The sequence below is a fragment of the Cryobacterium sp. MDB1-18-1 genome, assembly GCF_004402735.1.
In the GTDB taxonomy this organism is placed as follows: domain Bacteria; phylum Actinomycetota; class Actinomycetes; order Actinomycetales; family Microbacteriaceae; genus Cryobacterium; species Cryobacterium glucosi.
Window position 1 is genome coordinate 1 of sequence record NZ_SOFR01000016.1, and the last position, 18,887, is coordinate 18,887.

At 63.7% G+C, this 18,887-nt stretch carries 21 protein-coding genes and 2 tRNA genes; 9 read left to right on the forward strand and 14 right to left on the reverse strand.

The genetic code is table 11. From position 1 onward, the window contains the following. On the forward strand, positions 1 to 961 hold a 961-nt coding region (locus E3O50_RS03635; RefSeq protein ID WP_134558117.1), incomplete at its 5' end, for an HNH endonuclease signature motif containing protein. A 103-nt stretch (positions 962 to 1,064) separates the two neighbouring features. Here the strand turns inward: E3O50_RS03635 and E3O50_RS03640 are convergent. From E3O50_RS03640 to E3O50_RS03645, 3 genes are read right to left on the reverse strand one after another with little or no spacing between them, the layout of a single operon-like run. Then, positions 1,065 to 1,703 carry a gamma-glutamyl-gamma-aminobutyrate hydrolase family protein gene (locus tag E3O50_RS03640; RefSeq protein ID WP_134448578.1) on the reverse strand — a complete coding sequence of 213 codons (639 nt, stop codon included), beginning with the start codon at positions 1,701 to 1,703 and terminating at the stop codon, positions 1,065 to 1,067. After that, on the reverse strand, positions 1,700 to 1,861 hold the full coding sequence (locus tag E3O50_RS19055) for a hypothetical protein (protein WP_166787341.1): 162 nt from the start codon (positions 1,859 to 1,861) through the stop codon (positions 1,700 to 1,702). The genes E3O50_RS03640 and E3O50_RS19055 overlap by 4 nt, the downstream gene beginning before the upstream one ends. A 9-nt stretch (positions 1,862 to 1,870) precedes the next feature. Further along, entirely contained in the window at positions 1,871 to 2,704 is an 834-nt protein-coding gene (locus E3O50_RS03645) for a class E sortase (RefSeq protein WP_241975187.1), read from the reverse strand. A gap of 80 nt (positions 2,705 to 2,784) precedes the next feature. Between E3O50_RS03645 and E3O50_RS03650 the strand changes: the two genes are divergently transcribed. Then, entirely contained in the window at positions 2,785 to 3,030 is a 246-nt protein-coding gene (locus E3O50_RS03650) for a cell division protein CrgA (protein ID WP_134448576.1), read from the forward strand. A 79-nt stretch (positions 3,031 to 3,109) separates the two neighbouring features. Here E3O50_RS03650 and E3O50_RS03655 read toward each other — a convergent pair whose 3' ends face one another. Beyond that, positions 3,110 to 3,949 (reverse strand): rhomboid family intramembrane serine protease, encoded by an 840-nt coding sequence (locus E3O50_RS03655; protein ID WP_134448574.1) that lies wholly within the window; start codon positions 3,947 to 3,949, stop codon positions 3,110 to 3,112. A gap of 11 nt (positions 3,950 to 3,960) precedes the next feature. Further along, positions 3,961 to 4,500 (reverse strand): peptidylprolyl isomerase, encoded by a 540-nt coding sequence (locus tag E3O50_RS03660; protein ID WP_134448572.1) that lies wholly within the window; start codon positions 4,498 to 4,500, stop codon positions 3,961 to 3,963. Positions 4,501 to 4,622: 122 nt separating this feature from the next. Between E3O50_RS03660 and E3O50_RS03665 the strand changes: the two genes are divergently transcribed. Then, positions 4,623 to 5,150 carry a hypothetical protein gene (locus tag E3O50_RS03665; RefSeq protein ID WP_134448570.1) on the forward strand — a complete coding sequence of 176 codons (528 nt, stop codon included), beginning with the start codon at positions 4,623 to 4,625 and terminating at the stop codon, positions 5,148 to 5,150. 88 nt (positions 5,151 to 5,238) lie between these two features. On the opposite strand, the gene E3O50_RS03670 is transcribed toward E3O50_RS03665, so the two are convergent. The 9 genes from E3O50_RS03670 to dnaA all read right to left on the reverse strand — a co-directional run bounded on the left by E3O50_RS03670 (position 5,239) and on the right by dnaA (position 15,281). After that, positions 5,239 to 5,311, reverse strand: a tRNA-Ala gene (locus tag E3O50_RS03670). Between the two features lie 73 nt (positions 5,312 to 5,384). After that, positions 5,385 to 5,458 (reverse strand) — tRNA-Ile (locus E3O50_RS03675). Between the two features lie 132 nt (positions 5,459 to 5,590). Continuing rightward, positions 5,591 to 6,001, reverse strand: coding sequence for a DUF3566 domain-containing protein (locus tag E3O50_RS03680; RefSeq protein ID WP_134448568.1), 411 nt, complete (start codon positions 5,999 to 6,001; stop codon positions 5,591 to 5,593). Next, positions 5,994 to 8,486, reverse strand: coding sequence for a DNA gyrase subunit A (gene gyrA / locus E3O50_RS03685; RefSeq protein ID WP_241975201.1), 2,493 nt, complete (start codon positions 8,484 to 8,486; stop codon positions 5,994 to 5,996). Before gyrA ends, E3O50_RS03680 begins: the two co-directional genes overlap by 8 nt. An 82-nt stretch (positions 8,487 to 8,568) precedes the next feature. After that, positions 8,569 to 10,545, reverse strand: a complete 1,977-nt coding sequence (gyrB, locus tag E3O50_RS03690; RefSeq protein WP_134448566.1) for a DNA topoisomerase (ATP-hydrolyzing) subunit B — start codon at positions 10,543 to 10,545, stop codon at positions 8,569 to 8,571. A gap of 122 nt (positions 10,546 to 10,667) precedes the next feature. After that, positions 10,668 to 11,156, reverse strand: a complete 489-nt coding sequence (locus E3O50_RS03695) for a DciA family protein (protein ID WP_134558118.1) — start codon at positions 11,154 to 11,156, stop codon at positions 10,668 to 10,670. Further along, entirely contained in the window at positions 11,149 to 12,330 is a 1,182-nt protein-coding gene (gene recF, locus E3O50_RS03700; protein ID WP_134558119.1) for a DNA replication/repair protein RecF, read from the reverse strand. Before recF ends, E3O50_RS03695 begins: the two co-directional genes overlap by 8 nt. Before the next feature lie 8 nt (positions 12,331 to 12,338). Beyond that, positions 12,339 to 13,487 (reverse strand): DNA polymerase III subunit beta, encoded by a 1,149-nt coding sequence (gene dnaN, locus E3O50_RS03705; RefSeq protein WP_134448560.1) that lies wholly within the window; start codon positions 13,485 to 13,487, stop codon positions 12,339 to 12,341. A 372-nt stretch (positions 13,488 to 13,859) separates the two neighbouring features. Then, positions 13,860 to 15,281 (reverse strand): chromosomal replication initiator protein DnaA, encoded by a 1,422-nt coding sequence (gene dnaA / locus E3O50_RS03710; protein WP_134448558.1) that lies wholly within the window; start codon positions 15,279 to 15,281, stop codon positions 13,860 to 13,862. A 457-nt stretch (positions 15,282 to 15,738) separates the two neighbouring features. Here dnaA and rpmH point away from each other — a divergent pair, with 457 nt between their 5' ends. The 6 genes from rpmH to rsmG all read left to right on the forward strand — a co-directional run bounded on the left by rpmH (position 15,739) and on the right by rsmG (position 18,839). Beyond that, the gene (rpmH, locus tag E3O50_RS03715; RefSeq protein ID WP_010204566.1) at positions 15,739 to 15,876 is read left to right on the forward strand and encodes a 50S ribosomal protein L34; all 138 of its coding nucleotides are present in this window, start codon (positions 15,739 to 15,741) and stop codon (positions 15,874 to 15,876) included. 8 nt (positions 15,877 to 15,884) lie between these two features. Beyond that, on the forward strand, positions 15,885 to 16,280 hold the full coding sequence (gene rnpA, locus E3O50_RS03720) for a ribonuclease P protein component (protein WP_134448556.1): 396 nt from the start codon (positions 15,885 to 15,887) through the stop codon (positions 16,278 to 16,280). A gap of 10 nt (positions 16,281 to 16,290) precedes the next feature. Next, positions 16,291 to 16,614: a membrane protein insertion efficiency factor YidD gene (gene yidD / locus E3O50_RS03725; RefSeq protein ID WP_134558120.1), complete on the forward strand. Its 324-nt coding sequence runs from the start codon at positions 16,291 to 16,293 to the stop codon at positions 16,612 to 16,614. Between the two features lie 8 nt (positions 16,615 to 16,622). Then, on the forward strand, positions 16,623 to 17,600 hold the full coding sequence (gene yidC / locus E3O50_RS03730; RefSeq protein WP_134448555.1) for a membrane protein insertase YidC: 978 nt from the start codon (positions 16,623 to 16,625) through the stop codon (positions 17,598 to 17,600). A gap of 75 nt (positions 17,601 to 17,675) precedes the next feature. Then, positions 17,676 to 18,194 (forward strand): R3H domain-containing nucleic acid-binding protein, encoded by a 519-nt coding sequence (locus E3O50_RS03735; RefSeq protein WP_134558121.1) that lies wholly within the window; start codon positions 17,676 to 17,678, stop codon positions 18,192 to 18,194. A 6-nt stretch (positions 18,195 to 18,200) separates the two neighbouring features. Then, positions 18,201 to 18,839 carry a 16S rRNA (guanine(527)-N(7))-methyltransferase RsmG gene (rsmG, locus tag E3O50_RS03740; RefSeq protein WP_241975188.1) on the forward strand — a complete coding sequence of 213 codons (639 nt, stop codon included), beginning with the start codon at positions 18,201 to 18,203 and terminating at the stop codon, positions 18,837 to 18,839. Positions 18,840 to 18,887: the final 48 nt, after the last annotated feature.

The following is an 18,887-nucleotide window of genomic DNA, read 5'->3' on the forward strand; positions in this document are numbered from 1 at the left end:
CCCGGTGACGACGGACCTGATCCGGGGCATGGTCGCTCAGTGGCAGGCGGCCCTGGACCCCGACGGGGTCCTCCCAACCGAGGACCTGTTCGAGGCGAAATCGAACATCGGCTTCGGACAACTCAAGAACGGCTTGTATCCGGTGAAGGGTGGGGTGACGCCGGAACTGTTCGGGGTGATGAACACCCTCTTCGACGCCTTCCTGAGCTTCCATGCGAGGCCCGCGTTCCCCACCGCGGAGGAGCAGGCCCTCATGGATTCGGGGCAGATGATTCCTGGCGCCGAGACCGCGGACGGCGAGACGGACACGGGCTCGGAGCTGGACGTGATCGAAGCGGAGCTCCGGGAGCGGCGCGCCGACACCCGCACGAGTGGGGAGAAACGCGCCGACATCCTCCGGGCGTTGTTCGAACACGCCGCCCGCGACACGGACACCCCGTCGATGGGCGGGTCAGCGCCGACGGTAGTGGTGCACGTGAACGCCGCGGACCTCGCCTCCGGGGTCGGGGTCGGGTGGATCGACGGGGTCGAAGCCCCGGTGTCGCTCAAAACGGTGCACCAGCGCATCTGTGACGGCGGCTTCCAAGGCGTCCTGTTCGGCGAGCACAACGAGGTGCTCAAGCTGGGTCCGGAGCGGCGGTACTTCAACCGGGCGCAACGCCGGGCGATCACCGCCCGGGACGGCGGGTGCATCATCCCCGGCTGCAAGGCGCCGGCCCACTGGGCCGAAGTACACCACGTGAAGCCCTGGGCCACAGGCGGCCCGACCAATGTGGACAACGGTGTCCTACTGTGCTGGTTCCACCACCACAGCATCGACACCTCCGGGTGGGAGATCCGGATGGTGAAAGGGTCACCGCAAGTGCGGGCCCCGGGGTTGATCGACCCGCAACGGCTCTGGCGGCCACCGAACCGGCACCGCGCCCACCAGATCCTCACCGGACCACCCAACCGCGACTGATCAGGCGCGACCGCCCAGCGTCGAACCGTTGAAGCTTTGAACCGAACACCACAACGGAGCGACCGCGGCCCCTCGTGTCGGAGCACAGCCGCTCGGACTACCCCTAGGAGAGCTTGAGGATGGGGTGGAGTCCCCGCGCGGTCTCCTGGGCCTCTGGCAGGCCGGTGAGGGCCAGCCAGTTGGCAAGCATGAGGTAGCCGCCCTCGGTCAGGACCGATTCCGGGTGGAACTGCACGCCGAGAATCGGAGCGGATGCGTGCCGCAGCCCCATGATCACCCCGCCGGCCGTCCGCGAGGTCACCACAAGGTCGCTCGGAACAGTGGAATCGACGACGGCGAGCGAGTGGTACCGGGTCGCCGTGAAGGGCTGCGGAACGCCCGCGTAGAAAGCGCTGTCGTCGTGCGTGACCTGGCTCGTCTTGCCGTGCATGAGCTCCTCGGCGTTCGTCACCGTGGCCCCGAAGGCCTCCGCGATCGCCTGGTGCCCCAGGCACACGCCGAAGAGCGGCGAGCCGGCCTCGAACGCGGCCAGCACGACTGCGATGGAAACGCCCGCGTCCGCAGGCTTCCCCGGCCCCGGCGAGAGCAGCACACCGTCGAATTCGGCGATGCGCGCTGCGGCGTCCTCTGGTGGAAAGGCGTCGTTTCGCACGACCTCGGTCTCAGCTCCGAGCTCCATCAGGTAGCCGTTGAGCGTGTAGACGAAGCTGTCGTAGTTGTCGATCACGAGTATGCGGGTCATGGGGTGCCGACCGTCGATTCCTGGCTGTTGACGATGGTGTCCACCCACGGGAAAACCCACGTGGCGAGGACGAAGAGGACAAGGGCGATGAGCACCAGCACCTGGAGGATGCGGAGCCAGAGCGGGCCGGGGAGGACCCGCCACAGTGCTGCGTACATATGAGCCTCCTAGCCCGCGGCCTGGGCTGCGATGATGGCGGCGAGTTCCGCGGGCGGGCCGGCCGAGATCGGCTGCCAGGAATCGAAGACGCCGTAGGCGATGATGCGTTCCGCCGTCGAATAGAGCGGATTGCAACTCGTGAGGGTGATGATGCGATCGGTCGCGGTGGCCCCCGGCGCATGCGGGACTGCGGCGAGCACGCCCACGTCGGTCGGTTGCACGTATTCCAGGTCACGGAACCGGTACGTGTAGTAGCCGTCGGCCGTCTGCACGAAAATGGGATCGCCGAGCTGAAACTCGTTGATCAGGTGCATGCCGCCGCCATTGGCGCTGCGGTGAGCGGCCACGACGAAGTTCCCGACCTCGCCGGGCATCTGAGTGCCGGGGTAATGCCCGATGCCGAGGCGTGGACTGTTGAGCACGTTGTGGCCGACGCCCTCAGCGATGGTGCGCGAGTACGCGGCGCCATAGCGGGGCACATACAGCACGGCGAACGGCTGCGCCTCCCCCGGGGCGACGCTGACGACGGGAGTCCCGAAGCCCGGCGTCTGGACGGGAACGGCCGTCGGCGTGTTCGTGGCGGTCGGCGCTGGCGTCGCGCTGGCCGCCTGTGCGTCGCCGATCCACTGCTGGCTGATCTGGTTGGCCGCACTCGCCTGTTCCCCCGCAACGACGAGGTCGTTCCACCACAGTTGCCAGGCGATGAAGAGGAAAACGAGAACGCCACCCGTGATGAGCACTTCACCGATGACACCGATCACACTCACCGGCCTGCGGCGCCGGGAAGCGCGCCGCTCGCGGCGACTCTCCGTTGGCGCAGCGGGCGGGGTGGCGTCGGACATGGTTCCGATTCTAATCGGCAGTGGTGGCCGGCAGGCCCTGGAGAGGTCGCCTGATGGGCAATGGCGCTAGAATCGCAGGCATGGCACGAACGAATCCCCGCACCAAGCCCGCCCGCACCGAGGTCGTTCGCTCTGGCGAGGACGCCCCGAACGCCGTCTGGTTCAAACCAGTCATGTTCGGCTTCATGCTCATCGGACTGGCATGGATCATCGTCTTCTACGTGAGCCAGGGCACCCTGCCGATCGCCGGCCTCGGCTCCTGGAACATCCTCGTTGGATTCGGGATCGCCTTCGTCGGCTTCCTGATGACGACCCGCTGGCGTTAACCTCTCGGTTACCCCCCTTTTGGGGGTCAATTACACTGGTGTAATTATCCCCAGTTGTGGACAGACCTGTGGATAACTTTCAGCCCAGGAACTTGACGAAACTCAGGGCGACGAGCACGATCGCGAAGGCCGCGACAAGCCAGTTCTGCAGCGACTGGTGCTTGCTGCGCCGAGTCTGCACGTAGATCAGGCCGAGGATCGCACCGCCGATCAGGCCGCCGACATGCGCCTGCCAGGCAACATTGAGGTTCGGCAGGAAGCCGATCACGAGGTTGATTCCGACCAGGATCAGCAATTGTGTCGAGTTGCCTCCGAGGCGCCTCTGGATTACCAGGAACGCGCCCATCAGGCCGAAGATCGCACCGGATGCCCCGACGACCGGTGTGAGCGGACCAGCGAGGAACAACACCCCGAGCGAACCGGCGAGGCCGCTCAGCAGGTACAGGGCGAGGAATCGACCGCGGCCGAGCATCCCCTCGAGGATCTGGCCGAATATCCACAGTGTGTACATATTGAGAAGCACGTGGAAGATGAAGCCGGTCGAGTGGACGAAGACACTGGTGAGCATCCGCCAGGGCTCGAAACTGCCGGGGTACGAGTAGATGCCCGCATAGAGCAATGCGCTCGTCACGTCGAATCCCGGGACGAGCTGCAGCAGGAACACCGCGAAGGTGACCCCGATGATGCCGTACGTGACGACCGGCCCACGGCTCGAGGAGATGCGTGTCAGCAGGGCCGGGCGGGTGCGCGGGGCGTTCTGCCGCTGCTCCTTCATGCACTCGGGGCAGATCACGCCGACGGCGGCCTGTGTCTGGCACTCCGGGCAGATGGTGCGGCCGCAGCGCTGACAGAGGATGAAGCTTTGCCTGCCCGGATGCCGATAGCAGAAATTGGCTGCGGATCCGGGCAGGTCAGTCATTCGAAGTGGGCCTAGACCTGCTCGACGGTGACGGACTCGATGACGACCTCGGTGAGGGGACGGTCACGGCCATCGGTCGGCACGGTGGCAAGCTTCGCGACGATGGCACGGGAGGCCTCGTCCTCGACGGCGCCGAAGATGGTGTGCTTGCCCTGTAGCCACGTGGTCGGGACGACAGTGATGAAGAACTGCGACCCGTTGGTGCCGCGGCCGCCCTGGATGCCGGCGTTGGCCATCGCGAAGACGTACGGCTGGGTGAAGTCGAGGTCGGGGCTGATCTCGTCGTCGAACTGGAAGCCGGGGCCACCGGTGCCCTGGCCGAGCGGGTCGCCGGCCTGGATCATGAAGTCCTTGATGATGCGGTGGAAGACGGTCCCGTCATAGAGGGGAGTCTTCGAGACCTTGCCAGTGCCGGGGTGCTTCCATTCGATCTCGCCGGTGGCGAGGCCCACGAAGTTCTTCACCGTCTTCGGCGCGTGGTTGCCGAAGAGGTTGACCTTGATCGGTCCGAGCGATGTATTGAGCGTTGCGACGGCGGTGTGCTTTGACATGGGGTCAATTCTTGCACAGGCGCGAAGACGGATCCTGACCGTCCACGCCATCCGAAGCCCTCTTGCGGTATTGCGTGGCAAGATGGATGGTGTTCGCCACATGACATCGATGGAGGGTCCAGATGAGCCTGTCACGCAAGCGCCGCAAGGAACTTACGAAGCTGCGCAAGAGCGCAGACGAGTTGTGGAACCACCAGCAGGAGGTTCTCGATCGGGCAAACGTGCTCGCACGTGATGCCGCACACCAGGCGGGGGTGCTCACCCGCGAGGAAGTCGTTCCCCGTGTCCGCGACAGCTACGACCAGTTGGTACGCCCGAAGATCCAGGCAACGCAGGATCTCGCAGAGGATGTGCGCAGCCAGGTCGTCACGAAGGTGCTTCCCGGCATCGGCACTGCTATCGGCACCGTCATGAGCGTCGGAGACGTCGCCAGGGATGCCCGCGTTCGTGCGGCCCTGAGCCGCCTGCACTTCCAGCAGCCCGTTGTGATCGAGAAGAAGGGCCCGGGGGCCGGCGCATACATCGCGCTCGGTGTCGCCCTGGCCGCCGCCGCAGGAGTCGCATACGCCGTCTGGCAGACGTTCCGCGCCGATGACGAGCTCTGGGTCGCCGACGACGAGCCCAAGAACGCATCGTCCGTCGAGTCGTAACAGACAGACAGAGACACAAAGAAGGCCCGCATCCACTGGATGCGGGCCTTCTGTCATTCTCGTGCAGGATTCATTCTCGTGCAGATTGTGGAGCCACGGGGAATCGAACCCCGGACCTCCTGCTTGCAAAGCAGGCGCTCTACCAATTGAGCTATGGCCCCGTACATTCACGGGGGTGATGGCCGGAACGGCCGGTACTTCTTATAACTGCGACTGCATAAAACTGTAACTGCGTGGGGATACCGGGATTTGAACCTGGGACCTCTTCATTATCAGTGAAGCGCTCTAACCAACTGAGCTATATCCCCCTTATTGGGCAGATTTGAGACTACCGGAAACCTCCGGTTTCTCCCAATCGAGCAGCCGATTCGTTTCGGATGCTGCCCGATTGGGAGGCGGTGGAGCGGGTGACGCGGGTGGAGCGGGTGGAGAAGGTCGAGCTAGTTGTTCGTGAAGCCGACGAGCAGTCCGCCGGTGATCTTCACGCTCAGGTTGTACAGCACGGCGTAGACGGCACCCAGGGCCGTGATGACGACCGTGTTCAGCACCGCCACGACGACAGCGAAGCCCATGACATTACCGATGGACAGGATGCTGGCCAGATCGGAGGAAGACCCCGCGATATCGGCGTACAGCGCGTCGATCTTGCCGAAGATCCCGGTGCCGTTGAGCACCGTGAAGATCAGGAAGGTCGCGACGATGGTCACGATGCCGAGGCACAGGGCGATCAGGAACGACAGCTTCACCGCCGACCAGAAGTCGATGTACACCAGCTTGAGCCGCACCTGCTTGGTTGTCACAGTGGGCCTCCGGCCGGACTTCTTGGCAAGTTTCTCAGCAACACTACTCATCTAACGGTTCTTCCTCTCCCGAATCGCTCTCCGGCTCGTCCGCAGTTTCCTCGACGATCAGGTTACGTTCGGAGTTCTTCGCAATGGCGATGATCCGGTCTTCTTCCGCAAACTTAGCGAAGACGACGCCCATCGTGTCCCGTCCCTTGGCAGGGACTTCTGCGACGTCAGAGCGTACCACCTTGCCACTGGCAAGGACCACGAGTACTTCGTCCTCGTCATCCACGATAAGGGACCCGACGAGGTCCCCGCGATCATCGTTGAGTTTCGCGACCTTGATACCGAGTCCGCCACGGTTCTGCAGGCGGTACTGATCGGCCGCGGTGCGCTTGGCGTATCCGCCCTCCGTCACGACGAACACGTAGCCGTCGTCGGAGACAACGGATGCGTCGAGCAGCCGGTCATCCCCGCGGAAGTGCATCCCGATCACGCCGGAAGTGCTGCGGCCCATCGGCCGGAGGGCTTCGTCGCTCGCGGTGAACCGGATCGACATTCCCTTCCTGGACACGAGCAGCAGGTCCGAGTCTTCCTCCACGAGCAGCGCGGAGACGAGTTCGTCGCCCTCGCGCAGCTTGATCGCGATGATTCCGCCGGTACGGTTCGTGTCGTACTCGCTCAGGGCCGTCTTCTTGATCAGGCCGTCGCGAGTGGCGAGCGTGAGGTACTGGGCCGCCCCGTAGTCGCGGATGTCGAGGATCTGCGCGATCTCCTCGCCCGGCTGCAGTGCGAGCAGGTTGGCAACGTGCTGGCCCTTGGCGTCGCGACCGGATTCCTGGGCCTCGTACGCCTTGGCGCGATAGACCCGGCCGGTGTTCGTGAAGAACAGCAGCCAGTGGTGGGTGGTCGTGACGAAGAAGTGCTCCACGACGTCGTCCGCGCGTAGCTGGGCACCCTTGACGCCCTTGCCGCCGCGGTGCTGGTTGCGGTAGTTGTCGCTGCGGGTGCGCTTGATGTAGCCGCCGCGCGTGACGGTGACCACCATCTCCTCTTCGGGGATAAGGTCCTCGACCGACATGTCGCCGTCGAAGCCGAACATGATCTCGGTCCGCCGGTCGTCGCCGAATTTCGTGGTGATCTCAGTGAGTTCATCGCTGATGATCGTGCGCTGGCGTTCCGGGCTCGCGAGGATCGACTGGAACTCGACGATCTGCAGCTCGAGTTCGGCGGCCTGGTCGATGATCTTCTGACGCTCCAGGGCCGCGAGGCGTCGCAGCTGCATGGTCAGGATGGCGTCGGCCTGGAGCTTGTCCACGTCCAGGAGGTCCATCAGGCCGGTGCGGGCGTCGTCGACGGTCGGAGACCGGCGGATGAGCGCGATCACCTCGTCGAGGGCGTCGAGGGCCTTGAGGTACCCGCGCAGGATGTGCGCATCCGCTTCGGCCTTGTTGAGCCGGAACTGGGTGCGCCGCACGATGACGTCGACCTGGTGGTCGACCCAGGCGGAGACGAAACCGTCGAGGGGAAGCGTGCGCGGCACCCCGTCGACGATCGCGAGCATGTTCGCGCCGAAGTTCTCCTGCAGCGGGGTGTGCTTGTAGAGGTTGTTCAGGACGACCTTCGCGACCGCGTCGCGTTTGAGCACGATCACGAGGCGCTGGCCGGTGCGGCCGGAGGTCTCATCGCGGATGTCGGCGATGCCACCGATCTTGCCGTCCTTGACGAGGTCGGCGATCTTGATCGCGAGGTTGTCCGGGTTGACCTGGTACGGCAGCTCGGTGATCACGAGGCAGGTGCGACCCTGGAGCTCTTCGATGCTGACGACGGCCCGCATCGTGATGGACCCGCGACCGGTGCGATAGGCATCCTGGATGCCCTTGATCCCGAGGATCTGGGCGCCGGTGGGGAAGTCTGGTCCCTTGATCCGCTGGATGAGGGCTTCCAGAAGCTCCTCGCGGGTCGCGTCCGGGTTCTGCAGGTACCAGAGGGCGCCGGCGGATACCTCGCGCAGGTTGTGCGGCGGGATGTTGGTGGCCATGCCGACGGCGATGCCGACCGAACCGTTGACGAGAAGGTTCGGGAAGCGCGAGGGGAGCACGGTGGGTTCGAGCGTGCGGCCGTCGTAGTTGTCCTGGAAGTCGACGGTGTCCTCGTCGATGTCGCGCACCATTTCGAGGGCGAGCGGGGCCATCTTCGTCTCGGTGTACCGCGGGGCGGCAGCGCCGTCGTTTCCGGGGGAGCCGAAGTTTCCCTGCCCAAGGGCGAGCGGGTACCGCAGGCTCCAGGGCTGCACCAGCCGGACGAGGGCGTCGTAGATGGAGGAGTCACCGTGGGGGTGGAACTGACCCATCACGTCGCCGACGACGCGCGCGCACTTGCTGAACGCCTTGTCCGGGCGGTAGCCGCCGTCGAACATGGCGTAGATCACGCGGCGGTGCACGGGCTTCATGCCGTCACGCACGTCGGGAAGCGCACGCCCGACGATGACGCTCATGGCGTAGTCGAGGTAGGAGCGCTGCATCTCGAGCTGCAGGTCGACCTGGTCGATCTTGCCGTGCTGCTCGAGATGAGCCGCCTTCGCGGCGGCCTCCGCTGCGGTCTCTTCGTTGGTCGTGTTGTTGGTGGTGTCGTCAGATGTCAAGGAAACGCACGTCCTTCGCGTTCTTCTGGATGAAGTTGCGGCGGGACTCGACGTCCTCGCCCATCAGTGTGGAGAAAATCTCGTCGGCAGCCGCTGCGTCGTCGAGCGTGACCTGGAGCAGCGTGCGGGTCTCAGGCGCCATCGTGGTTTCCCACAGCTCCTTGTAGTCCATCTCGCCGAGGCCCTTGTAGCGCTGGATGCCGTTGTCCTTGGGGATCCGCTTGCCCGCAGCAGCGCCGTCGGCGAGCAGCGCGTCGCGCTCCTTGTCGGAGTAGACGTATTCGTGCGGGGCATTCGTCCATTTGAGCCGGTACAGCGGCGGCTGCGCGAGGTACACGTAGCCGAGGTCGATGAGCGGCCTCATGTACCGGAACAACAGGGTCAGCAGGAGGGTCGTGATGTGCTGGCCGTCGACATCCGCATCGGCCATCAGGACGATCTTGTGATAGCGCACCTTGTCCGGGTTGAATTCCTCGCCCATGCCGGCGCCGAACGCCGTGATCATGGCCTGGACTTCTGCGTTGCCGAGGGCACGGTCGAGCCGGGCCTTCTCCACGTTCAGGATCTTCCCGCGGAGGGGCAGGATCGCCTGGTATTCCGGGTTCCGGCCCTGGACGGCGGAGCCGCCGGCCGAGTCACCCTCGACAATGAAGATCTCGGAGAGCGACGGGTCCTTGCTCTGGCAGTCCTTGAGCTTGCCCGGCATGCCGCCGCCCTCGAGGAGGCCCTTGCGTCGGGCGGTTTCGCGCGCCTTGCGGGCCGCCATCCGGGCGTTCGAGGCCTGGAGGGCCTTGCGGATGATCTCCTTGGCCGAGATCGGGTTGCGGTTGAACCAGTCGGAGAGCTGGTCGTTGGCGACCTTCTGCACGAAGGACTTCGCCTCTGTGTTGCCGAGCTTCGTCTTGGTCTGGCCCTCGAACTGCGGTTCGGCGAGTTTGATCGACACGACGGCGGTCAGGCCTTCACGCACATCGTCGCCGGTGAGGTTGTCGTCCTTTTCCTTGAGGATGCCCTTTTCCCTCGCGTACTTGTTGACGAGGGTCGTGAGCGCTGCGCGGAAACCCTCTTCGTGGGTGCCGCCCTCATGGGTATTGATCGTGTTCGCGTAGGTGTGGACGCTCTCTGTATACGCGGTGGTCCACTGCATGGCCACTTCGAGCGCCATCTTGCGTTCGTGGTCTTCGAACTCGAAGGAGATGATCTCTTCGTTGACGAGTTCGGCCTTCTTGGCACGGTTGAGATACTCGACATAGTCGACGAGTCCCTTCTCGTACATGAAGGTCTTGTGTATCGGTGCGCCCTCTGCGTCGAGGTGCTCCGGTCGTTCGTCGGTGAGCGTGATGGTGAGCCCCTTATTAAGGAACGCCATCTGCTGGAAACGGGCCCGCAGGGTTTCGAAGTCGAAGTCCGTGGTCTCGAAGGTCTCGGCGCTCGGCCAGAACGTGATCGTCGTTCCGGTCTCGTCCGAGGCTTCGTCCTGGCTCAGCGGGGCGAAGGGGACACCGTCGTGGAAACTCTGCCGCCACACGTGGCCCTGGCGACGAACCGCGACGTCGAGCCGGGAGGACAGCGCGTTGACCACGGAGCTGCCGACGCCGTGGAGGCCGCCGGAGACTGAATAACCGCCGCCGCCGAACTTTCCACCGGCGTGGAGCACGGTCAGGACGACCTCGACCGTCGAACGGCCCTCCGCCTTGTGAATGTCGACGGGGATTCCTCGCCCGTTGTCGGCGACGCGCACGGCTCCGTCGGCGAGGATCTCGATGCCGATCGTGTCGCAGTGTCCCGCGAGGGCCTCGTCCACCGAATTGTCCACAATCTCGTAGACCAGGTGGTGCAGACCTCGGGGGCCGGTCGACCCGATATACATACCGGGGCGCTTCCGAACGGCTTCAAGTCCTTCGAGGACCTGGATATCGTCGGCGCCGTATCCATGCTCCGGCTCGATCAATGGTTCGACTGACATCTGTTATGGAGCTCCTGACCGTCGCGCGGGCGACCCTTGAGTCTACCAAACAGGGCATGGTCTCCCGGCCATAAACGGGGATCTGACGCGTTTTGCCTAGTCGGTTGACCTGTTTTGGCTCCCTAGCCGTAGGTATCGCGTGGACCGCGCCCTGGAATTGATCTGGGACCCTTTTTCCAGGAGGGAGCGTTGGGTCCCTGAAAACGGATTGACAGGATGCCCGCGTCCGGATACCGGACGGAGATGTGCGTCATGATTTCGACACGCATCATGCGCAGCTGGGTCGCCCACGCCGTCGACTCGCAGTGCACGGTCAGGACGCCCTCGTCGATGCCGGCGGGAGTGGAGTGTTTCGAGGTTTCCTCACCGGCGAGTTCGATCCAGGATGCGAGCAGTTCCGACTGCGCGAGGGGTGAGTTCCAGCCCAGTTGCAGGGTCAGGGAGTCGATTGTGTCCCCGAGGCCACGCGGATCGCGGCCGATGCCGAACGGGACACTCGAGCCGGTGTCGTCCCGCACCCGGCGCCTCGCCCTGACACGCTTCGCGTTCGGGTCGCCGAACACGTCCTTGAAGCGCAGGTAGACCCGTGCTGCCTCGCTCTGCTCAGCCATCGATGACCTCCCCGGCGTGGATGTGAATCGTGTGCGCGGCCAGTTGCTTGGGGACATCCTCGAACACGGCTGCCGTGATGAGCACCTGGTCGAATCCCAGGACCGCGGCTGCGAGGCGGCTGCGGCGCGATTGGTCGAGTTCGGCGAAGACGTCGTCGAGGATGAGGACAGGATCCCCACTCGAGGAGTCCCTGCGCAGGAGTTCGGCGGCTGCGAGCTTGAGCGCGAGGGCGAACGACCAGGATTCGCCATGGCTCGCATACCCACGCGCCGGCAGGGCATTGAGCATGAACACCACATCGTCGCGATGCGGTCCGACGAGGGTCATCCCGCGGTCGAGTTCCTTCCTGCGCACACCGGCCAGGGACACACGGAACAGGTCGGCGGTCGCCCCTGCCTCCTTCGCTCCGGCATCATTCGTGCCGACCGATGCTCCGGAGGGAGTGTCCTCCTCGCTGCCGAGGGTGTCATCCAGTCCGAGGATACTGAGTGCGCCGAGCAGGGCCGGCCCGTGATCGGCGCCGACGACGGCCTCATATGCAGTGCGGAGGGGTGTGCCGAGCTCTTCGACGAGCTTCGCCCGCTCGTCGATGATCTCCGAACCGAATTCCACGAGACGGTCGTCCCACACTTCGAGGGTTCCGAGCTGGGTTGTGCGCAATCCGGACGCCCTCGCCGATTTCAACAGGGAATTGCGCTGCCGGAGCACCCTGTCGTAGTCGGCGAGCACACCGGTGAGACGCGGAGACCGGAGGACGAGCAGCTGGTCGAGAAAACGGCGTCGTCCAGACGGGTCGCCGCGGACGAGCGCGAGGTCTTCCGGAGCGAACAGGACGCTCGAGAAATACCGCGGCAGTTCCCTCGTCTTGATCACCGAACGGTTGATCTGCGCCCGGTTCAGTCCCGAGCGGTTGATCTGCACTTCGGCGAGGAGGTCCCGGCCGTTGTACTCGAGTTTGGCCCGGATGATCGCGGATTCCTCGCCGGACCTGATCATCGCGGCCGTCGTCGACACCCGGTGCGAACCCAGTGTGCTCAGGAAGCCGAGGGCCTCGACCAGGTTGGTCTTCCCCTGGCCGTTGCTCCCGACGATGAGGTTCGGTCCCGGCTGGAACGGAACCTCGACCTGCGCATAGTTGCGGAAGTCGGTCAGGGACAGGTGAGTTACCCGCACCGGAGTTCTTAGCGCAACAGCAGGTTCGGCTGGAGCAGGTACTTGTAGCTGTCAGCTCCCGGCTGGTCGCGCGAACTCTGGCTCGTGATCAGGACAGGGCCCGGCTTGTTCGGGTTTTCCGTCTTCGTGAAGGAGATCCGCACGAATTCCGAGTGCACGGCCGTGAGGCCGTCCAGCAGGAATTGCGGCTTGAGGGAAACAACGGTTTCGACGCCGGACAGGATCGCATCGACGGATTCCTTGGCCTGTGCCTGTTCGGAACCGACCGCTTCGAGCGTGAGTCCCTCGGTCGTGAAGGAGAAACGCAGCGCAGCCTCGCGTTCGAGCACGAGAGCGACACGGCGGGTGGCCTCGATCAGTTCCGCGGTATTCATCACGGCGTAGTTGTCGACCTGGTCGGGGAACAGCCGGCGAACCGGCGGGTAGTTGCCCTTGATCAACAGGCTTGTGACGGTCTTCTTGTCGGCGGTGAATGCGATCAGTTCGCGATCGTCGGTGTTGGTGATCGCGACGGAGATCGTGCCGCTGTGTCCGAAGGTCTTGCCGACTTCCTGCAGGGTACGTGCGGGTACGAGCGCGGTGATGGTGTCTGTCGCGACCATCGTTCCGGGGTCCCAGTCGATTTCTCGCACGGCGACACGGTAGCGGTCTGTCGCGACGAGGCTCAGGCTGTTTTCGGAAATCTGCAGCTGGACACCCGTGATGACCGGCGTGACGTCGTCACGCGATGCGGCGACGGCGACCTGGGCGACGGCAGCGGCGAAATCTTCGGCGGGAACCAGGCCGGCCTGGCCGCTGACGACCGGGATGCTTGGATATTCCTCGACAGGCATGGACAGGAGCGTGAAGCTCGCGGTTCCACAGCTGACCGTGATGCGGGAGTCCTTGGTCACGAATGTGACGGGGGCGTTCGGCATCCGGCTGGCGATCTCGGCGAGGAGGCGACCGGACACGAGAACCCGTCCGGTCTCTTCGACCTCGGCGGCGATTTCGGTTTGCGCGGACACCTCATAGTCGAATGACGAGAGGATCAAGCCGGTCGCTGTTGCTTCGATCAGCACACCGCTCAAAATGGGCAGCGTGGTGCGCTGGGGAAGGAGTTTGACAGCAAAAGAAACGGCTTCGCTGAAAACGTCCCGGTTGGCCTGAAATCTCACGAAGTCACTCCTGTCGGTCGGAGACCTGTTTGGCCTCAATGGTAGTCGTTCTCACAACGGCCCCGGCGTCGCTCGGTTTCCTCCGGTGTCGGAGGAAAGGTTGTCGGCCAGAGAGAAGTTTAAGTTTTTGTTAATCTTCTTAACCGTTGTGGAAACTGTGGATAACTCTGTGGATGCGGCTCATTCACTGGGAACTACAAACATGTAACTTGTGGGCAGCCTGTGAGCGTTAATCGTCCCCCGGTTCAGGGCGAGCCTTGCCACCAGCGGAGTTTGCACAAGCTGGACGGTAGTTTCCACAAATTCAGACAAGTTGTTCGACGAGTTTCCACAGGGTTATCCACAACTGTGAAAACTGAGGGATTCTGCGGCTTATTTGTAGCGGTGGTCCTGTTTGATGCGGTTGGTGAGCTCCGTGACCTGGTTGTAGATCGAGCGGCGTTCCTTCATGAGTTCGCTGATCTTCTTGTTCGCGTACATCACCGTCGTATGGTCCCGGTTGCCGAACAGCTGGCCGATCTTCGGGAGGGAGAGATTGGTGAGCTCGCGGCAGAGGTACATCGCGATCTGGCGAGCCGTGGCAACGGCTTGGGAGCGTGAGGAGCCATAGAGGTCCTCGACGGTGAGCTTGAAGTAGTCCGCCGTGTTGGTGATGATGTCGACCGGCGCGATGACGTTGTCTTCGTCGAGGGTGATCAGGTCCTTGAGCACCGTCTGGACGAGGTCCATGTCGACGGGCGTTCGGTTGAGGCTCGCGAAGGCCGTGACCCTGATCAGGGTTCCCTCGAGCTCGCGGATGTTGGATGAGACCTTGGACGCCATGAATTCGAGGATGTCGTGGGGAACCTGGAGCTTCTCGCTCTGGGCCTTCTTGCGCAGGATGGCGATGCGGGTCTCGAGGTCGGGGGCCTGGACATCCGTGATGAGGCCCCACTCGAAACGGGACCTCATGCGGTCTTCGAAACCGGTCAGGGCCTTCGGCGGCAGGTCGCTCGTGATGACGACCTGCTTGTTGTGGTCGTGCAGGGTGTTGAAGGTGTGGAAGAACGCCTCTTGGGTCTCCGCCTTGCCCTGCAGGAACTGGATGTCGTCGATCATCAGGATGTCGATATTGCGATACCGGGACTGGAATGCCGAGCCGCGGTTGTTGGCGATCGAGTTGATGAAGTCGTTGGTGAACTCTTCTGAACTGACATAACGCACTCGGATGCCGGGATAGAGGCTCATGGCGTAGTGGCCGATGGCGTGGAGCAGGTGGGTCTTTCCCAATCCGGAGGAGCCGTAGACGAAGAGGGGGTTGTACGCCTTGGCCGGTGCCTCGGCAACGGCGACCGCGGCGGCGTGCGCGAACCGGTTCGACTGCCCGATCACGAAGTTGTCGAAGCTGTACTTGGAATTGAGCCGGGTGTCGTGCGGGCTCTCGACGGGCGGCGCGCTCTCGAAAACCGATTGGGGCGTCGCGGGTGTCTCGACGTCCCTGGGCAGTGCGGACTCCTGGACCGGACGGAGCGACTCCTGCTCGAGTTCGGGATTAACGACGACGTAGAAGGTCGAGACCGCGCTCGCCTCGGACAGTTGACCCATCGCGGCGAGCAGCGGCACCCGCATCCGCTGGTTCAGCATGCTCGCGGTGAACTCGTTCGGTACTTCGAGATAGAACGTGCCGGCCGCGATGCCCTTGGGTTCGACCAGGTTCAGGAAGCCGTAGAGCATCGGGGTGATGGTGTCATCCGATTCGAGGCTGGTGAGCACTGCCCGCCAGGTGTCCGCGATCGGTTGTTCTTCGGCTGCCATTGTTCCCTCTGTCGATACTGTCTGGTGAAACGCTGTGTGTTGAAACTGCGTGTCGGTACTGTCGATGATTTCTTGAATGCACCCGGAACTGCCGGAAGAGTCGACACCAGTGTGGGCCGAATCGACGGCCTCAGCAAAAGCATCCACAAGGTTATCCACCGCCTGTGCGCAATTCGGGCTGTGTTTTACAGGCATTGCGGGCTGCCTGTGGATAACTTGTCCTCACGGTAGTCAATGTCTGCCGCGGCGGCCAACTCTGTTGTGGATTCGGTACGTGTCGTTGACCGGAAACCGAGAAAACATCTGCAGAATCTGCCGTTTACCGCCGTCGGGTTTGACCAGCACCGATTGAGGCCGTAGTTTTAATCAGTTGACCCCAGACCGCGGGCTACCTCACTCTTTCCCGGCCGTTCTACATTTTTTGGCCTGCGGAGATTCAATACGTGGAGACCACACAATGAGCAAGAGAACTTTCCAGCCGAACAACCGTCGTCGCGCCAAGGTGCACGGCTTCCGTCTTCGCATGCGTACCCGTGCCGGCCGCGCGATCCTCGGTGCCCGCCGTCGCAAGGGTCGCACCGAGCTTTCCGCCTAAGCACTCACGTGCTCGCGGGGACCAATCGCATCACGAGCGGCAACGACTACAAGATGGTCGTTCGCCGTGGCGTGCGTGTTGTTGGTCCGCACTTCGTGACGTACCTGCGTGACAATTCCGAGGGCTTACCCCCTCGGTTTGGTTTCATCGTCGCCAAAAACGTGGGGAACGCCGTCCGGCGCAACCGAATGCGACGTCGCCTGAAGGCGGCGTGCTTCGGTCTGCTCCCTACGGTGAACCCGGGCACGGATGTCGTCATTCGCGCACTTCCTGCGGCGCACGAAGTGGAGTGGCCGGTTTTGCAGGCCGAAGTCAGCCAGGCCCTCCTGAGTTTCCAGCGCCGAATTGCGGCGGGCACGACCGGATCCGGCCATCGCCGGCCGGAACGACTGCCCTCCCGATGAGTAGCCCGCGATGGTCGACCTCGTGAAGACGGTGTTGGCGTGGGTCCTTCTGCTCCCACGCAATCTGGGGGTTGTGCTCCTGCGCGTCTACCGCGCGGTGATCTCACCGCTGTATGGCGACGTTTGCAGGTACTATCCCTCTTGTTCGGCGTACGCACTCGGCGCCGTTCAGGAACATGGCCTTGTAATCGGATCCGGTCTGGCTGCACGCCGGCTGGCCCGGTGTCATCCGTGGGCCGAAGGCGGAGTCGATGACGTTCCGCTGAAGCGCAAGCGTCGCTACGCCGTGACGTCGTTTGGATTTGTAGTCCCAGTGAGCCACGGAAAGGGCTGACCCAAAGTATGGACCTCCTAGGTACGATTCTCTGGCCTTTGAAATGGGCTGTCGAGCTCCTGCTCGTCGCCTTCCACTGGTTGTTCACGACCGTTGGCCTCGGCTACAACGATGGCATCACCTGGGTGCTCGCGATCGTGGGACTCGTGCTCGTCGTGCGCGCCGCGCTCATCCCCATCTTTGTACGGCAGATTCGCAGCCAGCGCAAGATGCTCGAGGTCGCTCCCCAGCTCAAGAAGATCCAGGACAAGTACAAGGGTAAGAAGGACCAGTTCTCCCGCGAGGCAATGTCCCGCGAGACCATGGAACTGTACAAGCGCACGGGCACGAACCCGCTGAGCTCGTGCCTTCCCCTCCTGCTGCAGATGCCGATCTTCTTCGCGCTCTTCTCCGTCCTCAACGACGCGCAGCACGCCAAGGCCGGCGTCGGTCCGCTCAACTCCCAGCTTGCGGAGAGCTTCGGGAGTGCGACCTTGTTCGGGGTTGCACCGCTGCACGAATCGTTCTCCACGCAGTGGGCGCTGCTCGTGGCCGGCAGCCCGTACAACCTCGCCGTGATGCTCATCGCGGCGACCATGGTCGTCCTGATGACTGCTTCGCAGTTCATCACGCAGCTGCAGATCGTCTCCAAGAACATGTCGCCGGAAACCAAGGCGAGCCCGATGTTCAAGCAGCAGCGCATGATGTTGTATTTACTCCCGCTCGTCTTCGCCTTCTCCGGTATCGCCTTCCCGCTCGGCGTCATGTTCTACTGGCTGACCTCGAACATCTGGACCATGGCCCAGCAGTTCCTGGTCATCCGCAACATGCCGACACCGGGCAGTGAAGCGGCCAAGGCCCGCGAGGAGCGTCTCGCGCGCAAGGGAAAGCTCATCGCGAAGGATGGCGACATCATCGTGGTCGAAGAGCCGAAGAAGCAGCAGCCGCAGCGTCAGCAGCCCGTCGGCAAGTCCCGCGCCAAGAAGCAGACCGGCCCGAAGAAATAGACTGGTCCGAAGCGACTGAACAGGCCGAAGGGCCTGAACAGAACGACTGAGCAGAACACAGAAGAGACGGACATCGTGACTGAGAACACCGACGTGATCGCCGCGGATTCCCCCGCGGAAGACGACTCCCCCACCCTCGATCAGCTCGAGAAGGAGGGCGACGTCGCCGCGGACTACATCGAGGAATTCCTCGACATCTGCGACCTCGACGGGGACATCGACATCGATGCCCGCAACGGCCGCGCCTACGTGTCGGTCAATTCGACGGATGCCGGAAGCCTGCGCCTGCTCTCCCGCCCGGACACCGTGAACGCCCTGCAGGAACTGACCCGCCTCGCGGTGCAGAACAAGACCGGGTCGTTCTCCCGGTTGATCCTCGACATCGGCGGCTCCCGTGAGGCCCGCCAGGCGGAGCTCGGCGTCCTCGTGACCCGGGCGATCGAGCGCATCGCCGCAGGCGCGACGGAAGCCTCCCTGCCGCCGATGTCGTCCTATGAGCGCAAGCTCGTGCACGACCTCGTCTCCGAGCACGGTTACGTGTCGGAGTCGACGGGCGAAGGCCGCGACCGTCACACGGTCATCACCGCGGCGTAGTTTCACGTGGAACCCGTGAACGACACGCTCGAGATCGAACCGGTCGTCACGGCCGGGCTCTTCGGGGACCGCATCGACGTCGCACGGGCCTTCGCGGCCAACCTCGCGACGCAGGGCGAGGAGCGCGGCCTGATCGGCCCGCTCGAGTTGCCCCGGCTCTGGAGCCGGCACATCCTGAACTGTGCGATCATGGCCCCGCTGCTCCGGCCCGGACTGGTCGGCGACGTCGGGTCCGGCGCCGGACTGCCCGGACTCGTGCTCGCGATCATTCGGCCCGACGTCGACTTCGTGCTGATCGAACCGATGGAGCGCCGGGTGGCTTGGCTGACCGAGCAGGTTGCGGAGCTCGGTTTGACCAACACGACCGTGACGCGCGCCCGTGCTGAGGACCTGCACCTTCCGCATCCGCTCGACCAGGTCACCGCGCGCGCAGTAAGCGCTTTCCGAACACTGATTCCCCTGACGGCGCCGCTCCTCAGGGCAGGGGGCGAGCTCGTGCTCATGAAGGGCGCTGGTGCGCAGGGCGAAATTTCGGCGGCTGCGAAGGAGATTCGTCGCTTCCACCTCAGCAATGTCGAGGTGATCACCCTCGGTGAGGGCGTGCTGCAGGACGTGACGCGAGTCATAAGGGCTACAGTTGATTAGTCCCCGATTGGCGTTTCGCACACGCGAACACGGATCGTGCATCACCCT